15 protein-coding genes and 1 pseudogene are annotated in these 14,900 nt (G+C 72.5%); 13 read left to right on the top strand and 3 right to left on the bottom strand.

Annotated features, from left to right (window positions below):
• The 9 genes and pseudogenes from ACSNOD_RS09245 to ACSNOD_RS09205 all read left to right on the top strand — a co-directional run.
• Positions 1-374: pseudogene (locus tag ACSNOD_RS09245) on the top strand (hypothetical protein); the annotation flags it as partial.
• A 180-nt stretch (positions 375-554) separates the two neighbouring features.
• On the top strand, positions 555-1,904 hold the full coding sequence (gene hemL, locus ACSNOD_RS09240; RefSeq protein ID WP_436766309.1) for a glutamate-1-semialdehyde 2,1-aminomutase: 1,350 nt from the start codon (positions 555-557) through the stop codon (positions 1,902-1,904).
• Positions 1,905-1,993: 89 nt separating this feature from the next.
• A complete protein-coding gene (locus ACSNOD_RS09235) occupies positions 1,994-2,641 on the top strand; it encodes a histidine phosphatase family protein (protein WP_436766311.1) in 648 nt (215 codons plus the stop codon).
• Between the two features lie 255 nt (positions 2,642-2,896).
• Positions 2,897-4,120 carry a hypothetical protein gene (locus tag ACSNOD_RS09230; protein WP_436766308.1) on the top strand — a complete coding sequence of 408 codons (1,224 nt, stop codon included), beginning with the start codon at positions 2,897-2,899 and terminating at the stop codon, positions 4,118-4,120.
• Between the two features lie 122 nt (positions 4,121-4,242).
• Entirely contained in the window at positions 4,243-4,878 is a 636-nt protein-coding gene (locus ACSNOD_RS09225; RefSeq protein ID WP_436766307.1) for a TlpA family protein disulfide reductase, read from the top strand.
• 101 nt (positions 4,879-4,979) lie between these two features.
• Positions 4,980-5,717, top strand: a complete 738-nt coding sequence (locus ACSNOD_RS09220) for a cytochrome c biogenesis CcdA family protein (protein WP_436766310.1) — start codon at positions 4,980-4,982, stop codon at positions 5,715-5,717.
• A 4-nt stretch (positions 5,718-5,721) separates the two neighbouring features.
• A complete protein-coding gene (gene resB, locus ACSNOD_RS09215; protein ID WP_436766306.1) occupies positions 5,722-7,470 on the top strand; it encodes a cytochrome c biogenesis protein ResB in 1,749 nt (582 codons plus the stop codon).
• Positions 7,467-8,630 (top strand): c-type cytochrome biogenesis protein CcsB, encoded by a 1,164-nt coding sequence (ccsB, locus tag ACSNOD_RS09210; RefSeq protein WP_436766305.1) that lies wholly within the window; start codon positions 7,467-7,469, stop codon positions 8,628-8,630. The genes resB and ccsB overlap by 4 nt, the downstream gene beginning before the upstream one ends.
• Before the next feature lie 78 nt (positions 8,631-8,708).
• The gene (locus tag ACSNOD_RS09205) at positions 8,709-9,236 is read left to right on the top strand and encodes an SRPBCC domain-containing protein (RefSeq protein WP_436766304.1); all 528 of its coding nucleotides are present in this window, start codon (positions 8,709-8,711) and stop codon (positions 9,234-9,236) included.
• A gap of 100 nt (positions 9,237-9,336) precedes the next feature.
• Here the strand turns inward: ACSNOD_RS09205 and ACSNOD_RS09200 are convergent, their stop codons facing one another.
• Positions 9,337-9,783 carry a PLDc N-terminal domain-containing protein gene (locus ACSNOD_RS09200; protein ID WP_436766303.1) on the bottom strand — a complete coding sequence of 149 codons (447 nt, stop codon included), beginning with the start codon at positions 9,781-9,783 and terminating at the stop codon, positions 9,337-9,339.
• Positions 9,784-9,928: 145 nt separating this feature from the next.
• Between ACSNOD_RS09200 and ACSNOD_RS09195 the strand changes: the two genes are divergently transcribed.
• A complete protein-coding gene (locus tag ACSNOD_RS09195) occupies positions 9,929-11,380 on the top strand; it encodes a menaquinone biosynthesis decarboxylase (protein WP_436766302.1) in 1,452 nt (483 codons plus the stop codon).
• Positions 11,381-11,456: 76 nt separating this feature from the next.
• On the top strand, positions 11,457-12,389 hold the full coding sequence (gene mqnP / locus ACSNOD_RS09190; protein WP_436766301.1) for a menaquinone biosynthesis prenyltransferase MqnP: 933 nt from the start codon (positions 11,457-11,459) through the stop codon (positions 12,387-12,389).
• 41 nt (positions 12,390-12,430) lie between these two features.
• On the opposite strand, the gene ACSNOD_RS09185 is transcribed toward mqnP, so the two are convergent.
• Complete coding sequence (locus ACSNOD_RS09185) at positions 12,431-13,171, bottom strand: DUF4870 domain-containing protein (protein WP_436766300.1); 741 nt, start codon at positions 13,169-13,171, stop codon at positions 12,431-12,433.
• A 158-nt stretch (positions 13,172-13,329) separates the two neighbouring features.
• Here ACSNOD_RS09185 and ACSNOD_RS09180 point away from each other — a divergent pair, with 158 nt between their 5' ends.
• Positions 13,330-14,064 (top strand): UbiX family flavin prenyltransferase, encoded by a 735-nt coding sequence (locus ACSNOD_RS09180; protein WP_436766299.1) that lies wholly within the window; start codon positions 13,330-13,332, stop codon positions 14,062-14,064.
• Between the two features lie 49 nt (positions 14,065-14,113).
• Here ACSNOD_RS09180 and ACSNOD_RS09175 read toward each other — a convergent pair whose 3' ends face one another.
• The gene (locus ACSNOD_RS09175) at positions 14,114-14,272 is read right to left on the bottom strand and encodes a hypothetical protein (protein WP_436766298.1); all 159 of its coding nucleotides are present in this window, start codon (positions 14,270-14,272) and stop codon (positions 14,114-14,116) included.
• Positions 14,273-14,386: 114 nt separating this feature from the next.
• Here ACSNOD_RS09175 and ACSNOD_RS09170 point away from each other — a divergent pair, with 114 nt between their 5' ends.
• The gene (locus tag ACSNOD_RS09170; protein ID WP_436766297.1) at positions 14,387-14,839 is read left to right on the top strand and encodes an Lrp/AsnC family transcriptional regulator; all 453 of its coding nucleotides are present in this window, start codon (positions 14,387-14,389) and stop codon (positions 14,837-14,839) included.
• Positions 14,840-14,900: the final 61 nt, after the last annotated feature.

Genomic DNA, 14,900 nt, shown 5'->3' with positions numbered 1-14,900 from the left:
AGGGGGCCCGGCTCCGGCGGGGGCGGGTCGCCTCCCGCGTGCCGAGCCGCTCCCCGCTGGCCGTGGCCGGCGCGCTGTTCGCCCCCGTGGTCCTGCTGGGCGTCGCCGGCATGGGCCTGGGCGTGGCCCTCCTGGTCCGCCGCGCCCTCGGCGGGGCCGCCGCCGTGGCCGCGGTCGCCCTCCTCCCCCTCCTCTGTGCCGCGGCGGGGTACGGCACGGCCGGCCGGCCGTACCCCTGGGCCTGGCCGGTCCACCCCTGGGACTCCACGGCCGGCATCGCCCTGGCCCTGGCCGTGTTCGCGCCGGGCGCCGCCTCGCTGCTGTTCCGGGACCGTCGCGCCGCGGACCGGCCCGTACCCTGTTGGCATGGCTGATGAGTACGGAGCAGGGGCTCCCGGACGCCCCGATCGGGGCGGCCCCGCCGCGCGGTCGGCGGCGGCGCGGGGTGGGGCGGACGCGTGGGGCCGACAGGGCGCCGCGGGCACGCCGGGTGTCGAGGGCACGCGGGGCGCCGACGGTCCGCGGGGCGGGCTGCGAGTGAACGGAGCGCACCAGTGAACGAGTTTTCGCGAGGCCCCGCCGAGCGGCCGTACGCGTACGACGCCCCGGCCTCCCAGGCGCTCTTCGACCGCGCGGGCGCGGTGACGCCCGGCGGGGTGAACTCCCCCGTACGGGCCTTCCGGGCCGTGGGCGGCACCCCCCGGTTCATGGTCTCCGGCACCGGCCCGTACCTCACGGACGCCGACGGCCGCGAGTACGTGGACCTCGTGTGCTCCTGGGGGCCGATGATCCTCGGGCACGCGCACCCGGCCGTCACCGAGGCCGTGCAGGCCGCGGTGGCCCGGGGCACCTCCTTCGGCACGCCCGGCGAGGGCGAGGTCGCGCTCGCCGAGGAGATCGTCGCGCGGATCGAGCCCGTCGAGCAGGTCCGGCTGGTGTCCTCCGGCACGGAGGCCACCATGTCGGCGATCCGGCTCGCCCGCGGCTTCACCGGCCGGGCGAAGGTCGTGAAGTTCGCCGGCTGCTACCACGGGCACGTCGACGCGCTGCTGGCCGCCGCCGGCTCGGGCGTGGCCACCTTCGGGCTGCCCGACACCCCCGGGGTCACGGGCGCGCAGGCCGGCGACACCATCGTGCTGCCGTACAACGACCTGGACGCCGTGCGGGCCGCCTTCGCCGCCAACCCGGGCGAGATCGCCTGTGTGATCACCGAGGCGTCGCCGGGCAACATGGGCGTGGTGCCGCCGCTGCCGGGCTTCAACGCCGGGCTCAAGGAGCTGTGCGCCGACAACGGCGCGCTGTTCATCTCCGACGAGGTCATGACCGGCTTCCGGGTCAGCCGGGCCGGCTGGTACGGCATCGACGGGGTGCGCCCCGACCTGATGACCTTCGGCAAGGTCATGGGCGGCGGCTTCCCGGCGGCGGCCTTCGGCGGCCGGGCCGATGTGATGGCCCACCTCGCCCCGGCGGGCCCCGTCTACCAGGCGGGCACCCTCTCCGGGAACCCCGTGGCCACGGCGGCCGGCCTGGCGCAGCTGCGGCTGCTGGACGACGCCGCGTACGCCCGGGTCGACGAGGTCTCCGCCGAGATCCAGCGGATGGTGACCGACGCGCTGACCAAGGAGGGCGTGGTCCACCGGCTCCAGACGGCGGGCAACATGTTCTCCGTCTTCTTCACCGACGAGGCGGTCACGGACTTCGCCCGCGCGAAGACCCAGCAGGCGTACCGTTTCACTGCCTTCTTCCACTCCATGCTCGCCCAGGGCGTCTATCTGCCCCCGTCCGCGTTCGAGTCGTGGTTCGTCTCCACGGCCCATGACGCGCGCGCCCTGGAGCGGGTCGCCGCCGCGCTGCCGTCGGCCGCGCGGGCCGCGGCCGAGGCGGTCGAGGCGGTCGGGCGGTGACGGCCATGAGCGCGGCCCCCGGCTCCGTTCCGAACGCGAAGAAGGACGCCGCGCCGGGCGAGGGCGGCGACATCACCGTCGTCCATCTGATGCGCCACGGCGAGGTGCACAACCCCGAGGGCGTCCTGTACGGGCGGCTGTCCGGCTACCACCTCTCCGAACTGGGGCGGAAGATGGCCGAGCGGGTGGCCGAGCACCTCGCCGACCGCGACATCACCCATGTGGTGGCCTCCCCGCTGGAGCGCGCCCAGGAGACGGCGGCGCCGATCGCCGAGGCGCACGGCCTGGACGTCGCCTCCGACGGGCGGCTGATCGAGGCGGACAACGTCTTCCAGGGCAAGACCTTCGGGGTCGGGGACGGCGCGCTGCGCCGGCCGGCGAACTGGCGGCACCTCACCAACCCCTTCCGCCCCTCCTGGGGCGAGCCCTACATCGAGCAGGTGGTGCGGATGATGGCCGCGCTCAGCGCCGCGCGGGACGCCGCGCGCGGCCACGAGGCGGTGGCCGTCAGCCACCAGCTGCCGATCTGGATCGTGCGCAGCTTCGTGGAGCGGCGCCGGCTCTGGCACGACCCGCGCAAGCGGCAGTGCACGCTGGCCAGCCTCACCAGCTTCACGTACGAGGGCGACCGGCTCGTCTCGGTCGGCTACTCGGAGCCGGCGCGGGATCTGGTCCCGGCGCATCTGCTGGCCGGCGCGAAGCCGGTGAAGGGCGGGGGCAAGGGCTTCGGGGCGTAAGCCCCCGCCGCGGGCGCCCTCTCCGGGCGCGGTCGCGGAGCGCCCGTCGGCCCCGTACCTCCGTTTCCACGCGTGCCACCACTCCCCCGGCCCCCGGCCGGGGGAGTGGTGCTTTTTCCACGACGTATACCCATCATTTCGCAAATTCGGGGCAGGCTCCGGAACTCATGCGTCAGTCGCGGGCTCTCACTCACAGGGGTCCGTCGACGCGGATTCATGAGTTCTACGAGCACGGCAACGCGATGGGAACGGTTTATGCGCGACATCAGCCGAAGGGGACTTCTCGGATGGGGGCTCGGCGCGGCCGCGGCGCTCGGCGTGGCCGGATGCGGCTCCGGCTCGGGCTCGGACTCCCGGCCCGGCTCCGGCGACAAGGGCTCGGCCACCGCGCAGGCCAAGGCCAAGCCGATCGGTGACGGCTCCACCGCCGACACCGGCCCGCAGCCCCACCAGCCCAAGCCCGTACGGATGGAGCCGGGCGAGACCCCGCCGCAGTTCGTCATCTTCTCCTGGGACGGCGCCGGCGAGGTCGGCAACGGCCTCTTCCCGCGCTTCCGCAAGCTCGCCCAGGAGCACGGCGCCGCCATGACCTTCTTCCTGTCCGGGCTGTATCTGCTGCCCGAGTCGAAGAAGAACCTGTACCGGCCGCCGAACAATCCGGTGGGCGCCTCGGATATCGGTTACCTCACCGACGAGCATCTCAAGGCGACCCTCGAGAATGTGCGCGCCGCGTGGCTGGAGGGGCACGAGATAGGCACCCATTTCAATGGCCACTTCTGTTCGGGGTCCGGCTCGGTCGCGAAGTGGACGCCCGAGCAGTGGCAGTCGGAGATAGACCAGGCCGTCTCGTTCGTCACCCAGTGGAAGACCAACACCGGCCTCACCGATCTCGAACCGCTGCCGTTCGACTACCGCAAGGAGCTCGTCGGCGGCCGTACGCCCTGTCTGCTGGGGCAGGACAACCTGCTGCCCACCGCCAAGAAGCTCGGCTGGCGCTACGACGCCAGCTCCTCCGGCGGACGGCAGGTCTGGCCCCGTAAGAAACAGGGCATATGGGACCTTCCGCTCCAGCAGATACCGTTCCCCGGGCGGGCCTTCGAGGTCCTCTCCATGGACTACAACATGCTGGCCAACCAGTCGAAGAACGCCACCAAGAGCGACCCGGCCAACTACCCCGGCTGGGAGAAGCAGGCCCGCGAGGCCTACATCGCCGGCTTCCAGCGCGCGTACGAGACCAACCGGGCCCCCTTCTTCATCGGCAACCACTTCGAGACCTGGAACGGCGGGATCTACATGAACGCCGTCGAGGCCGCGCTGAAGCACATCGCCGACGGCAGCCGGAAGGACGTCCGGCTGGTCTCGTTCCGGCAGTACGTCGACTGGCTGGACGCCCAGGACCCGCAGGTCGTCGCCAAGCTCCAGACCCTGGGTGTGGGCAAGGCGCCGACCGGCGGCTGGAAGACCTTCCTGACCGCCTGACCGCCTGACCGCCGACCGCCTGACGCGACAGGCCAGGCCCGCCCGACGCGACGGAGCCGGCCCGCCCGACGCGACCAGGGGGGTGCGGAAGATCCGTGAAAAGGGCATGCGAAACTTTTCACATGAGTGCCAGCCGCGCCCCCCGACGCCGCCCAGCCGGCCGTCGTACCGCCCGCACCACCCGCACCGCGACCCTGGCCGCCGGTCTCGCGGCGGCCGCCCTGACGCTCTCCGCCTGCGGCTCGGGCGGCACCTCCGGCGGCTCCGGCGACACCAACTTCGTCGCCGGCACCGGCGGCATCTCCACGGCGGCGAAGGGCGAGCGCGGCGCCCTCCCGGAGATCTCCGGCAAGACCCTCAAGGGCGAGCCGCTCGACCTCGCCGACTACAAGGGCAAGATCCTCGTCGTCAATGTGTGGGGCTCCTGGTGCCCGCCGTGCCGCGCCGAGATGAAGCACCTGGTGAAGGTCGCGAACGACACCAAGGACCAGGGCGTGCAGTTCGTGGGCCTCAACACCCGCGACCCCAACATCGCCCCGGCCGTGAAGTTCGAGAAGGAGAACGAGGTTCCCTACCCGAGCCTCTACGACCCCGAGGGCAAGCTGATGCTGCGCTTCCCCAAGGGCAGCCTCAACCCGCAGGCCATCCCCTCCACGCTCTTCATCGACCGCGAGGGCCGGATCGCCGCCCGCGCGCTCAAGCCGATCAACGAGGAAGAGCTGCGCAGGACGCTCGACCCGCTGATCGCGGAGAAGTGATCGGCGTGCTCCACCCCGCCCCCGATCTGGTGCTCCCCGCCGCCGAACCGCTGCTCCACCCCGCCGCCGGTCCGCTGCTCACGCTGGCCGCCGACTCCGGGATGAACCAGACCGTTCTCACCGGCGCGCTGCTGCTCGCCCTGCCCGTCGCCCTGCTGGGCGGGCTGGTCTCGTTCTTCTCCCCGTGCGTGCTGCCGCTGGTGCCCGGCTACCTGTCGTACGTCACCGGCGTCAGCGGCACCGACCTGGCGGAGGCCAGGCGCGGCCGGATGGTCGCCGGCGCCTCGCTGTTCGTGCTCGGCTTCACCGTCGTCTTCGTCTCCGGCGGCGCCCTCTTCGGCAACTTCGGCCAGACGCTGCTCGCCCACAAGGGCACCATCTCCACCGTCCTCGGGGTGCTGGTGATCCTCATGGGCCTGGCGTTCATGGGCGTGCTCGGCGGGATCACCCAGCGCGAGTTCCGCTTCCACCGCAGGCCCGCGATGGGGCTGGCCGGCGCGCCGCTGCTCGGCGCGCTGTTCGGCATCGGCTGGGCGCCCTGCATCGGCCCCACCCTCGCCGCCGTGAACTTCCTCGCCTTCGACCAGGCCAACGCCGGCCGTGGGGCGCTGCTGATGGTCGCGTACTGCCTGGGCCTGGGGCTGCCGTTCATCCTGGCGGCGGTCGCCTTCCGGCGCGCGCTCGGCGCGTTCGGCTGGGTCAAGCGGCACTACGTGTGGGTCATGCGGGCCGGCGGGGTCATGATGGTCACCGTCGGCGTGCTGCTCGTGACGGGGATCTGGGACAACGTCGTCGCCGATCTGCAATCGTGGTCGGCCACCTACACCCCGGGAATCTGACGTCATGGCGAAGACCGACACCACCACGGCCTCCGGCCCGGAGTCCGAGTCCGGCGGTGCGCACGAGGGCGACCTCGGCGCCGCCGGGGCGCGGCTGTCCACCGCCCCCGCCGAGGAGTCCGCGGACCCGCAGGAGGGCCGGCTGCCCGCGCTGGGCGTCATCGGCTGGGTGCGCTGGTTCTGGCGCCAGCTCACCTCCATGCGGGTGGCGCTGATCCTGCTCTTCCTGCTCTCGCTCGCCGCCGTGCCGGGCTCGCTGATCCCGCAGACCGGGGTCGACCCGCTCAAGGTGGAGGAGTTCCGGAAGCAGCACACGTCGCTCGCGCCGCTCTACGACAAGCTGGGCCTGTTCGAGGTCTACAGCTCCGTCTGGTTCTCGGCGATCTACATCCTGCTGTTCGTCTCGCTGATCGGCTGCATCGTGCCGCGCAGCTGGCAGTTCGTCGGCCAGCTCCGCAGCCGGCCGCCGCGCGCCCCGCGCCGGCTCGACCGGCTGCCGGCCTACACGACCTGGCGCACCGACGCCGAGCCGGAGCAGGTGCTGGCCGCCGCCCGGCGGACACTCAAGGGCCGCCGCTTCCGGGCGCACACCGCCGGTGACGCGGTCGCGGCCGAGAAGGGCTATCTGCGCGAGGCCGGCAACCTGGTCTTCCACGTCTCGCTGATCGTGATGCTGGTGGCGTTCGCCTCCGGCCAGCTGTGGAAGTCCGAGGGCGGCACGCTCGTGGTCGAGGGCAACGGCTTCTCGAACACCCTCACCCAGTACGACGACTTCCGCTCCGGCTCGCTCTTCGACAGCGGCGACCTGGCGCCGTTCGGCTTCTCGCTGCGCGGGTTCGAGGCCACGTACGAGCGCACCGGCCCGCAGAAGGGCACCGCCCGCACCTACCGCGCCGACGTCGCGTACTGGGCGGGCGCCGACGGCCCCGAGCGCAAAACCTCCATCGAGGTGAACAAGCCGCTGGAGGTCGAGGGCTACAAGGTCTACCTCATCGGCCACGGCTACGCCCCGATCGTCACGATCAAGGACGGCCAGGGCGACATCGCCTTCCAGGGCCCGGTGCCCTTCCTGCCGCGGGACGCCAACGTCACCTCCGCCGGCGTGATCAAGGTCCCGGACTACCGCGACAAGAACGGCAGGAAGGACCAGCTCGGCTTCCAGGGCCTGTTCCTGCCGACCTACGGCCTCGACGCCGTGCGCGGCCCGCACTCGACCTTCCCCGCGCTGGACTACCCGGTGCTCACCCTCACCGGCTACCACGGCAGCCTGGGCATCGACTCCGGTGTCCCGCAGAACGTGTACCAGCTCGACACCCGGAAGCTGCAGCAGTTCAAGGACGACAAGGGCGAGCCGCTGCGCAAGTCCATGCGCCCCGGGGAGAGCCTGGCCCTGCCCGACGGCGCGGGCACGCTGACCTTCGACGGCGTCAAGGAGTGGGCGAGCTTCCAGGTCTCCCAGCAGCCCGGCAACGGCATGGCCCTGGCCGGCGCGATCGCCGCGCTGCTCGGCCTCGCCGGCTCCCTGTTCATCCAGCGCCGCCGGGTGTGGGTGCGGGCCGTGCCCGCCGCCGGCGGCGGCACGGTGGTGGAGCTCGCCGGGCTCGGCCGCAGCGAGTCCGCGCGGCTGCCCGAGGAGCTCGCCGACCTGGCCGAGGCCCTCCAGCCCGACGCCCCGGTGAAGGCCGCCGGCGAAGCGGCCGAAGAACGAGACGACCCAGCCGAAACCGTCCAAGGCGAAGGAGCGCGCGCGTGAACCTCGCGGTCGCGGCCAACGAGAACCTGGCCAACATCAGCAATGTGCTGATCTACTCGGCGATGGCGATCTACACGCTCGCCTTCCTCGCCCACATGGTGGAGTGGGTGTTCGGCAGCCGCAGCAAGGTGGGCCGCACGGCCGCCGCGCTCTCCGCGGAGGCCCCCGCCACGGCCTCGGCCACGGCCGGTGCCGCCGCCCGCGAGCGCGCCGGCGGCACCGCCGTACTGGAGCGCCCCAAGGTCGTCACGCGCGCCGCCGCCGGCGCCCGCGACGTGCCCGACGGCCCCGGCGCGGCCGGCAACGACGCGCAGGGCGACCTCTACGGCCGCATCGCCGTCTCGCTGACGGTGCTCTCCTTCCTGCTCCACTTCGGCGGGGTGCTCACCCGCGCCCTGTCGGTGCAGCGGGCGCCGTGGGGCAACATGTACGAGTTCTCCACCACCTTCTCGGCGGTCGCCGTCGGGGCGTACCTGGTGCTGCTCGCGCTGAAGAAGAAGGTGCGCTGGATCGGCCTGCCGCTGGTCACCACCGTCCTGCTCGACCTGGGCCTGGCCATCACGGTGCTCTACACCGAGAGCGACCAGCTGGTGCCCGCGCTCAAGTCGCCGTGGCTGTGGATTCACGTCTCCTGCGCGATCGTCTCCGGCGCGGTGTTCTACCTCGGCTTCGTCGGCACGCTGCTCTACCTCTTCCGGGACACCTACGAGGTCCGGCTCGCCGACGGCCGGGTCGCCCGGCTGGAGGAGCGGCTGGCCGAGCTCCAGCGCGACCGTTCCGCCGGCGGCCGGGAGCGCTTCCTGGTGCGGGCGCGGGTCGCGGGCAACGACATCATGGCGCGGCTGCCCGCCTCCGTGACCCTGGACAAGTTCGCGTACCGCATCAACGCCACGGTGTTCCCGCTGTGGACGTTCACGATCATCGCGGGCTCGATCTGGGCCGGGGACGCGTGGGGCCGCTACTGGGGCTGGGACCCCAAGGAGGTCTGGTCCTTCATCACGTGGGTGGCCTACGCGGCCTATCTGCACGCCCGCGCCACGGCCGGCTGGAAGGGCCGCAAGGCGGCCTACCTGGCGCTGATCGCCTTCTCCTGCTTCATCATCAACTACTACGTGGTGAACATCTTCGTCACCGGCAAGCACTCCTACTCGGGCGTCTGACCGCCCGCCGGGGGCCGCCACGCGGGAGCGCGGCGGCCCCCGGATGCGCGCCCCGCCCGGCGGGGCGAGGCTGGTCGCATGACCGCCTCCATCGGCTACGGCACCAGCCGGACCCTCTCCACCGACACCCACCGCCTCCGCTACGAGCTGCGCCTGCCGCACACCATGGAGGACGTCTGGGAGGCCGTCGCCACGCCCGAGGGGCTGCCCGGCTGGCTCGCCGTCGCGGACGCCTTCGAGCCCCGGATCGGCGGGGCCGTCACCCTCCGCTGGCTCACCACGGACGACCGCGGCCGCCACACCGTGGTGACCGGCACGATCACCGCCTGGGAGCCGCCCCGCCTGGCGGAGTACAGCGTCTCCGTGCACGGCCGGGTCCGCTTCGAGCTGGAGCCCGACCCGGTGACCGAGGCCGGCACGCTGCTGCGCTTCACCAACGAGATGACGGGCCCGGACGAGGAGCGGCTGAGCTGCCTCGCCGGCTGGCACCAGCACTTCGAGTTCCTCGCCGAGGCCCTGGACGGCCGGCCCATGGACTGGGACACCTGGTCCCTGGAGCGCTGGCGGGAGCTCTACGGGCGGTACGAGACGCTCGGCGCGCGCTGAGAGCCCGGCGCCGGCCGCCGCCGCGAGCGCTCAGGGCCGGCCGACGCCCCAACGGGCTCGGGGCCGGCCGTGCCTCGCTCGGGAGCGGCTCAGGGGCGGCTCAGGGCCGGCCGCCCTCCGGGGCGGCGCCGCCGCCCTGGCCGCGGTCGTCGTCGCGCCCGCGCGGGCGCTCGCGGTCCTTCTCGCCCTCCGCCGCGCCGCCGGTCCCGCCGGCACCCCCGCCGGTGCCCGCGTCGGGCTTCCCGGCCGGGCCCGGGTCGCGGTCGCGGTTCAGCGAACGCAGGAAGTCCGGGTTGTCGTCCGGGGCGACCCAGCGCGTGCGCCGGCCACCGCCGTACGAGCCGGGCGCGGCGCCCTCGGTGCGGCGCGGGCGGCCGGCGAGCAGCCACGCGAGCGAGCCGAACAGCACATAGCCGAAGAGCACGATGATGAGCACCCAGGCCCCCTTGGGGAGCTTGCGCACCTGGTCCTCGGGGGTGTTCAGGCAGTCGATGAACGCGTAGATCCACAACGCCAGGACCAGCAGGAAGGGCAGATACCTGAGCATGGTGGGTGCGTTCCCCCTGACGGCGGCGGCGGGCCGAGGACGGCCCCGGTACCCGTCCAGGGTAGACGCCGTGGGCGGTGGGCGTGCCGGTGTTCCGGGGCGCCCGGTGGCAAGTGGCGACCGGCGATGGCAGATACTGGGGCGTATGGCTTACGACGATCTTCGCTCGTTCCTCCGGGCGCTGGAGCGCGACGGCGACCTCAAGCGCATCAAGGCCGAAGTCGACCCGTATCTGGAGATCGGCGAGATCGTCGACCGGGTGAACAAGGCCGGCGGCCCCGCGCTGCTCTTCGAGAACGTCAAGGGCTCGGCGATGCCGCTGGCGATGAACGTCTTCGGCACCGACCGGCGGCTGCTGAAGGCGCTCGGGCTGCGCTCGTACGACGAGATCAGCGAGAAGATCGGCGGGCTGCTGAAGCCGGAGCTGCCCAGCGGCTTCGTCGGCATGCGCGAGGCGTTCGGCAAGCTCGGCAGCATGGCGCACGTGCCGCCGCGCAAGGTGAAGGACGCCCCCGTGCAGGAGGTGGTCCTCACCGGCGACGACGTGGACCTGGACGCGCTGCCCGCGCTGTTCACCTGGCCCGAGGACGGCGGCTCCTTCTTCAACCTGGGGCTGACCCACACCAAGCACCCCGAGACCGGGGTGCGCAACCTCGGGCTCTACCGCCTCCAGCGCCACGACCGGCGCACCATCGGCATGCACTGGCAGATCCACAAGGACAGCCGCAACCACTACCAGGTGGCCGCCAAGCGCGGGGAGCGGCTGCCGGTCGCCATCGCCTTCGGCTGCCCGCCGGCGGTGACGTACGCCTCCACCGCCCCGCTGCCCGGCGACATCGACGAGTACCTGTTCGCCGGCTTCGTGCAGGGCAAGCGGATCGAGATGGTGGACTGCAAGACGGTGCCGCTCCAGGTGCCGGCCAACGCCGAGGTGGTGCTGGAGGGCTGGCTGGAGCCGGGCGAGATGCTGCCCGAGGGGCCGTTCGGCGACCACACGGGGTTCTACACCCCGCAGGAGGACTTCCCGGCGCTCACCATCGACTGTGTGACGATGCGCCGCCGGCCGCTGCTCCAGTCGATCGTCGTGGGCCGGCCGCCGACGGAGGACGGCCCGCTGGGGCGCGCCACCGAGCGGTTCTTCCTGCCCCTGCTGAAGATCATCGTCCCGGACATCGTGGACTACCACCTCCCCGAGGCGGGCGGCTTCCACAACTGCGCGATCGTCTCCATCGACAAGAAGTACCCGAAGCACGCGCAGAAGGTCATGCACGCCATCTGGGGCGCGCACATGATGTCGCTGACCAAGCTGATCGTGGTCGTGGACGCGGACTGCGACGTCCACGACCTGCACGAGGTGGCCTGGCGCGCGCTGGGCAACACCGACTACGCCCGCGACCTCACCGTGGTGGAGGGCCCGGTCGACCACCTCGACCACGCCTCGTACCAGCAGTTCTGGGGAGGCAAGGCGGGCATCGACGCCACGAGGAAGCTGCCCGAGGAGGGCTACACCCGCGACGGCGGCTGGCCGAACATGGTCGTCTCCGACCCGGAGACCGCCGAGCGGGTGTCCAAGCGCTGGAAGGAGTACGGGCTGTGACGAGCGGGCCGGCAACCACGAACGGCGGCGCGGGGCACCCCCGCGTCCGCGGAGACGAACCGGAACGCGCCCTGTGATGTCGACAGCCGAGGGAATCGTCGGACCGGGCAGCGGCCAGGGGCCCGCCCCCCGCGCGCGGCGGGGCGTGCCGGCCTTTCTGCGGCTGGTGATGATCGAGCACTCCGTGTTCGCCCTGCCGTTCGCCTATATCGCCTCCCTCACCGCGATGTTCCAGGAGGACCGGAGCATCCACTGGTGGGAGCTGCTGCTGGTGACCGTGGCGATGGTGGGCCTGCGCACCTTCGCGATGGCGTGCAACCGCATCATCGACCGCGAGATCGACGCCCGTAACCCGCGCACGGCCGGCCGCGAGCTGGTCACCGGGGCGGTGTCGGTGCGCTCGGCCTGGACCGGCGCGCTGATCGCGGTGGTGTTCTTCCTGGGCGCCGCCGCGCTGCTGAACCCGCTGTGCCTGGCGCTGGCGCCGCTGGCCGTGATCCCGATGGTGGTCTATCCCTACGGCAAGCGGTTCACCAACTACCCGCACGCCATCCTGGGGCTGGCCCAGGCGATCGGGCCGGTGGGCGCCTGGCTGGCGGTGACCGGCAGCTGGTCCTGGGACGCGGTGATCCTGGGCCTGGCGGTCGGCGTCTGGATCGGCGGCTTCGACCTGATCTTCGCCTGTCAGGACGTGCGGGCGGACCGCGCGCACGGGGTGCTGTCGGTGCCGGCGCGGTTCGGCGTCCCGGCCGCGCTCCACGGGGCGCGGGCCTGTCACCTCGTCACCACGCTGCTGCTGGGCTGGTACGCGCTCGCCACCGACGCGGGGGCGTTCTTCTGGGTCGGCCTGCTGATCGTGGCGGTGGCGTTCCTCTACGAGCACTCGATCGTCCGGCCGCACGACCTGTCCCGCCTCAACCGGGCGTTCTTCACCGTCAACGGCTTCATCGGGATAGCGCTCTTCGTCTGCGCGCTGCTGGACCTGCTGGTGCGGGGGCTGAGCCTCTGAGGGCCCGCGCCCGTATCAGGACTGCCCGTCGCTTACGGGGCTTACGGCTTGGTGAAGGGGAAGGCGAAGGCCTTCGGGTAGGACCACATCTCGCCCTTGTTCGCCTTGATCGTGCCGATGACGGCGAAGACCATCGAGCAGATGCCGTAGACGACGAACAGGCCCATGACGATCAGGATGACCACGGGGAACGCGCCGGCGTCGTCGCCGTCGCTGGTGCTCACCCCCACCGCGACGGTGACGATGTACGCGATGAACGCGAGCACCGCCATGATCGCCTGGGTGATGCCGAAGTTGATGCCCTGGCTCGCGTGATGGCGGACGTAGGGGTCGTTCGGGGCGTTGTTCCGCACGATGAGCGGGGCGATCCAGCCCAGGATGTAACCCAGGCCGCAGCACATGCTGCCGCCGACGATCATCGTGAGCAGCGCGCCCAGGTGCGCCCACATCGCCTGCGAGCCCTGCGGCGGCATCGGCGGCGGGTAGCCGCCCGGGCCGGCGCCGTAGGGGGCCGCGCCCGCCGGGTACGGGGTCGGCCCGCCGGGGTAGCCGTAGCCGGGCTGGGCGCCGGGGGCGCCGGGGTACGCGCCGGCCGGGCCGCCCGGGTAACCGCCGGGCTGGGCGCCGGGGGCACCCGGGTACGCGCCGGGCTGCTGCGGGGCACCGGGGTACGGCGCCTGTCCGCTCGGGTACGCGCCGGGGCCGTACGAAGGCTGCTGAGGTATCCCGCCCTGCTGTCCGTCGCCGGAGCCGGGCTTGTTGTAATCGACCACTTGTTCCATCCACCCGTTGTTGTACTGGCCAGGCGAGACTACGGGATCACTCGGACGGTGCATGCCAAGCCCCCGTACGGGCGGCCCGTGCGGGCGCTCCCGCCACCGGGTGCCGGCCGGGCCCCCTTGCCCCGTTCCCCGTCCCCGCCTCCGGCTAGGCTCAAGGCGTGGAGCCGCCGCGACAGACAGTGAACGACAGCACCGGACAGCGCCGCCCCTGGGTGGTCGGCGTCTCCGGCGCGTCCGGCACGCCGTACGCCGCCGCCGTGCTGCGGGCCCTGCTGCACGCGGGCGAGGCGGTGGACCTGGTGGTGAGCCGGGCGTCCCGGCTCACCCTCCTGGACGAGACCGGGCTGCCCTTCCGGGACGCCCACTGGCGCGCGGACCTGCGCGCCTGGCTGGCGCGCGGCGCGGACGGCACCCCCGACCGCTTCGAGCCGGTGCTGCCGGACCTGTCCGGGGTGCGGCACTGGTCGGCCGGGGACCTGGCCGCCGGGCCCTCGTCCGGCTCGTACCCGGCCAAGGGCATGCTGATCGTCCCGGCCAGCACGGCGTGCGTGTCCGGGGTGGCGCTCGGGCTGTCGAAGGACCTGTTGCAGCGCACCGCGAGCGTGACGCTCAAGGAGCGCCGCCCGTTGGTCGTCGCGGTGCGGGAGGCGCCGCTGAGCGGCCAGACGCTCAAGGCGCTGGTGGAGCTCGACGCGGCGGGCGCCGTGGTGGTGCCCGCCTCGCCGGCGTTCTACGCGGGTGCGACGCACATCCAGGATCTGGTGGACTTCGTCGCGGGGCGGGTGCTCGACGCGGCGGGGGTGCCGCACAAGCTCTACCGCAGGTGGGAGGGAGAACTGGGAGGTGGGGCCGGTCCGGCGCGGCCGCGGGGCGACGACCGGGCGGCCGAGTGACCGGACGACCGGGTGGCCCGTGCCCGAGTGACCCGATGACCGGGCGTGACTAGGCGCCCGGGGCGCTCCGCCTGGCGCGGAACGGACGGACCATGGCGCGCAGACCGGTGCGCGTGGCCGGCTTGTGGTGACGCGAACGGTCCGCCAGCTCCTGAAGCTCGCGCATGCGGGCGTAGGCGACCTCGATCGTGTACACGGTGTGGTTCATCTCCTGACGGATCGTCTTTGATCATCTGAAAGATTCATAGGGCATCAGGGCCTCTGTGCCTTAGATTCTATACGTAAACGCTCGATATTGCAGAACAATGGAAGGCGCCAGGCTATGGACGCGGTGGACAGGCAGCTCATCCAGGCCCTGCGGGAGAACGGCAGGGCCTCATACGCGGAGCTGGGACGGCTGGTCGGGCTCTCCGGCCCGAGCGTCACCGACCGGATCAACCGCCTGGAGGCGGCCGGTGTGATCACCGGTTACCGCGCGACCGTCGACGCCGCCTCGCTCGGCCTCGGCGTCACCGCCCTCATCGGGATCTCGCTCTCCGACGCCGTGGACCACGAGGAGGTGGCCCAGCGGCTGCGCGACCTCGCCGAGATCGAGGACTGCTGGTTCATCGCGGGCGACGACTCGTACATGCTCAAGGTGCGGGCCAGCGACGTGGACGGCCTGGAGAAGACCATCCGGCGCCTCTCGGGCACCAAGGGCGTCTCCCGCACCCGTACGACCATCGTGCTCTCCACGAAGTGGGAGAACCGGGTCGGCGAGCTGCCCGAGGAGTGAGCCGAGGGGCGGGCCGGGGCGCTCGCGGGGGCGGTCCGAGGGGTGCCCCGGGAGGGCCGCC

The sequence above is a fragment of the Streptomyces sp. URMC 123 genome, assembly GCF_051386515.1.
GTDB lineage: Bacteria > Actinomycetota > Actinomycetes > Streptomycetales > Streptomycetaceae > Streptomyces.
Note: the sequence above shows the minus strand (reverse complement) of the source record. Positions and strands in the feature narration are given on the sequence as shown.

Bases quoted from the DNA above. Each gene is read 5' to 3' on its own strand.
- ACSNOD_RS09230 (WP_436766308.1), top strand. From the start codon at position 2,897: ATGCGCGACATCAGCCGAAGGGGACTTCTCGGATGGGGGCTCGGCGCG.
- resB (WP_436766306.1), top strand. From the start codon at position 5,722: ATGGCGAAGACCGACACCACCACGGCCTCCGGCCCGGAGTCCGAGTCC.
- ACSNOD_RS09200 (WP_436766303.1), bottom strand. From the start codon at position 9,783: ATGCTCAGGTATCTGCCCTTCCTGCTGGTCCTGGCGTTGTGGATCTAC.
- ACSNOD_RS09170 (WP_436766297.1), top strand. From the start codon at position 14,387: ATGGACGCGGTGGACAGGCAGCTCATCCAGGCCCTGCGGGAGAACGGC.
- ACSNOD_RS09235 (WP_436766311.1), top strand. From the start codon at position 1,994: ATGCGCCACGGCGAGGTGCACAACCCCGAGGGCGTCCTGTACGGGCGG.
- mqnP (WP_436766301.1), top strand. From the start codon at position 11,457: ATGTCGACAGCCGAGGGAATCGTCGGACCGGGCAGCGGCCAGGGGCCC.
- ACSNOD_RS09175 (WP_436766298.1), bottom strand. From the start codon at position 14,272: ATGAACCACACCGTGTACACGATCGAGGTCGCCTACGCCCGCATGCGC.
- ACSNOD_RS09220 (WP_436766310.1), top strand. From the start codon at position 4,980: ATGAACCAGACCGTTCTCACCGGCGCGCTGCTGCTCGCCCTGCCCGTC.
- ACSNOD_RS09185 (WP_436766300.1), bottom strand. From the start codon at position 13,171: ATGGAACAAGTGGTCGATTACAACAAGCCCGGCTCCGGCGACGGACAG.
- ACSNOD_RS09225 (WP_436766307.1), top strand. From the start codon at position 4,243: ATGAGTGCCAGCCGCGCCCCCCGACGCCGCCCAGCCGGCCGTCGTACC.
- ACSNOD_RS09205 (WP_436766304.1), top strand. From the start codon at position 8,709: ATGACCGCCTCCATCGGCTACGGCACCAGCCGGACCCTCTCCACCGAC.
- ACSNOD_RS09195 (WP_436766302.1), top strand. From the start codon at position 9,929: ATGGCTTACGACGATCTTCGCTCGTTCCTCCGGGCGCTGGAGCGCGAC.